Raw genomic sequence first — 3,711 nt, 5'->3', positions numbered from 1 at the left:
GCACCAAATGCAAAAGAACGTCATATTATAGAAACTTGGGCAGTTGCTAATATTAAGTTGCAAACAAAAGAAGGCAACAATGAATTAAAATTGCAAACTACAAGTACTTATCAAGATGATGGTGTTCAGTCAGCTATTTATTCTGATTATGATTATGATGGTTTAGGTTCAATAGTTTTAGTAGCAGAAAATGGTCAGAATCAGATTCAGATTGGTAATAACCAAGAAACAAATATTATCGGAAAAGTAGCGGATGTATATGGAATCGATAACCGATCAGGTACTGTGGTTGAAATGGAAGCAGGTAAGGGAAATATAATTTCCATTTATGCTCCAAACGCGAAAAAACGCACTGTTATCAAGACTTGGAATGGTAATACTATACTGCAAACAAAAGATGGTAATAACGAATTAATCTTACAAACTACTGCTACAAATCAGGATAGTGTGCTTAACGATAATGGTATTCATCGAGCTATAGATGTTTATAATGGTGGTTCAGTATTACTACAAGCAAATAATGGTCACAATAAAATTCAGATTGGTGATGCCAAAAATTTCCCTAATGTAAATGGAGTCATTTCAGCAGTAGATGGAATTTTTAGTAATAATGCTACTATGACAATGAAAGCGGGAAAAGGTAATGAAATTTCTATCTATGCGCCAAATGCACAATTTCAGGGAATTATTTATCAATATACAGGAACTAAAACAGAGTTATTAGCGGGGTCAGGCAATAATAATTTAACTATTACCAGTGAGTTAGGTGAAAATCGAGAATTTGAATTAGTGTGGGGTGATGAAGGTAAAGTGAACCTTAAAGCTGGTCAAGATAATGTTATCAAATATGAAGGCACATTAAATACAGCTATTCCTACAAGACAAGAAGAGTTAGATAATAATAGTACTTTTATCCGTGGTGTATATGCCTTTGCTAAGGGTGATGTTAATCTTGAAGCAAAAAATAACTACGTTTTGATTAAAGGACATGGCGATGGTCTTGGTGTGGGGTATATACCGATATCGCAGAATAATAGATATGACTTTTATACACATGGTTTATTTGCAAGCAATGTAAAAGAAGAGGGTTACGAAACAGCAGATGAGGGCTTCAGTAAAATAATTTTAAACGCAAAAAATGGAAATAATGTGGTTGATATTACTATCCGTTCACATGGTGAGATTGATGGAATAACTGCGCAACATCATGGTGATATGAAATTAGTTGCAACAGGTATGAATTTAATTCGTGTAATCAACCCGGAACGTAACACACTATTAATGGATTTTGGATCAGATAGTCGAATTTATCGTCACGGTGTTTATTCAAGTGCAGATAGTTTGATTGAGTTACAAGCGAAGAGTAACTGGATAGAAATTGGTGGAAACCCATTGATTCAAAGCGGTATTGATGTGAATGCTAATGCGCAAGCACATATTATTGCGGATGGAGGCGATAATATTGTAATGGTAAAAAATGCTGTATTGGGTTCAACGGGGGTACTTGTTGTTGATTCAGATCTTAATTCTGTAGCTGCAACCAAAAACAATATATTGAATTTAACTGCGATAAAAGGCACTAATCTCATCAAAATGTATGGAGAGCAGGAAGATTGGAATGCAGTGAATCAATCTAGCGTGCTTCGGAATAGAGCTGATTATGAATATAGAATAGGAACTATTGGTATTTATGCCGTGAATAAAGGTTCTGTTGTTACTTTAACTGGTAAACACAATGCTATTATTCATGAAGTTCCAACTAATACGGAATTTTCTAATATCAATATTTTTGCTGATGATGAATCCCAAGTAAAATTAATAGGTTCAGCAAGTAATACTTTAACTGGTGCAAAAATTGCGATTCAATCTTTCAATAAAGCCAATGTTACCGTTGATGGGCAAATGACGATTGATGCATCATTATGGGCAGCAGACGCAAGGGATACAGGAAAAATTGCCTTAAATTATGAAAAAACGAGTGTAATTAACGGAAATATGCTCTCGATTGGCGGTGATATTCAAGTGAAATCTAAGGGTAGTACTCTACGTTTAGTTGGTAATGAATATGCCTATGATAATGGTAATATCAACTTGCAACTTACGCCGGGTAGTTTAGCGGTAGGACGTATGGATAACTTTGCTGCTTATAATAACGAGCAACATAAGACATTATTTGGTTTAACTTCAATGGACTTACCTGCTGTAAATAGTGCAGGTCAAATTTACCTTGATTTAGCCAAAAACTCCCTTTGGAAAATGACTGGACAAAGCTGGATAAGCGAATTGCTTGGCGAAGGTTCTGTAGATGTTAGTCCAACTTCAGTCGGCGCCTCTGTTGGTCAAGCGTTACATATTGATAAACTGTCTGGTGCAAATCGTTTCTTAATGACATTAAATAAATCCGGTCAAGGTAGTGATATGCTCTATATCAAAGAGGGCATAGCGACTCCACAAGAGATTGTGATTAAGAACGAGCGTGATGTGTTAGATAGTATGGATTATGGTGAACGGTTACGTTTTGCTACTGTTAAATCATCATAGAATGAGTTTGTTAATGGAAGAGTCTATTCATACGGTGGTCGCCTAATGGAACAAGCGTTACAAGTAGAATATTCAGCGCAAATAAATGACCCAGATAACAATCTAGACTATAACACTAAATTTAATGGTGGTAGCGATTTAAGTGAAGCCAAACCAGGTACTGAGTATGTTGATGCTACTTATGGTGGTGGAAACAGTCAGAATGTTTATTTAGTGAAATATCGTATCAATAGACCAAGTCGTAATACACCAGATATTGGTAGAATGGTTGATATTGCAGCACGCTATGGTTTTATCTTAGACACCTATACTAAACGAGAAGGGGAACGGGCTTATTCACTTAACAATATTAAAGAGGGCGCTTGGATAAGGGGAACGCATACGCGTTTAGAACAATATGACCGCTTCCGTTTAAATAGCAATGACTATGAAATTGGTTATGACAAATTCAGAAAGAATGAAGCCGAGAAGAAACAGAAATGGGGTTTGAGCTTCACTTATGGCTATGCGAAACATAATGTGGAAGATGCGTTATTCAAAGGTAGGATAGAAAAATACCTCCTCAGCTTATACAACACCAACCAACGTAATAACAAGGAAGGGGATAACAGTTATTACAATGATAACGTGTTAAGAGCGGGATTATTACGCAACAAATATCAATCGATTATGAGCAATGGTCAACTTTGGGGCAGCGGTCGTTATAAGAATCACCTCTTTACGGCAAGTACGGAACATGGTTATCGCAAATTTATTGATGATGAGAAACGGTGGTATATGGTACCGCAAGCGCAACTTCAATTTGCTTACTTAACTGGCGCTAACTATCGCACTAGCAATGATATTAAAGTCAAGGTAGGTAGTGCGAAGAGTTTGATTGGCCGAGTGGGTGTTGATATTGTCAGATTATTAGATGAGAGTGGCGATAATCGCCTTTATGCGAAAGGCAATATTATGCATGAGTTTTTAGGCAAACACCGTTTTACTGCGAGCGACCGTACTGGAGATTACCAAGCGGGTTGGAATACGAGAGGTACGTGGTATGCGGTTGGTGTAGGCTATAATGCGCATGTCAGTGAAAAGACTCGAGTGTTTATTGATGCAGAGAAAGAGTTTGGTCATGGCAGAGCGGGGTCTTATAACATTCGTTTAAGTGTGTAGTGGTAGACT

General features: G+C 36.9%; 2 protein-coding genes. Both read left to right on the top strand.

The window, feature by feature from the left end:
• Nucleotides 1–2,541 (top strand): hypothetical protein (locus QS62_RS12105; RefSeq protein ID WP_066109928.1); only part of this gene is annotated, 2,541 nt, incomplete at its 5' end.
• A gap of 45 nt (nt 2,542–2,586) precedes the next feature.
• The gene (locus tag QS62_RS12015) at nt 2,587–3,702 is read left to right on the top strand and encodes an autotransporter outer membrane beta-barrel domain-containing protein (RefSeq protein WP_066109925.1); all 1,116 of its coding nucleotides are present in this window, start codon (nt 2,587–2,589) and stop codon (nt 3,700–3,702) included.
• Nucleotides 3,703–3,711 lie beyond the last annotated feature (9 nt).

The sequence above is a fragment of the Gallibacterium salpingitidis genome (assembly GCF_001678495.1).
Taxonomy (GTDB): Bacteria; Pseudomonadota; Gammaproteobacteria; order Enterobacterales; family Pasteurellaceae; genus Gallibacterium; species Gallibacterium salpingitidis.
This window is presented reverse-complemented; position numbering and strand designations above follow the sequence as displayed.

Excerpts from the sequence above, each read along its gene's own strand:
- QS62_RS12015 (WP_066109925.1), top strand. The coding sequence starts at position 2,587 with ATGGAACAAGCGTTACAAGTAGAATATTCAGCGCAAATAAATGACCCA.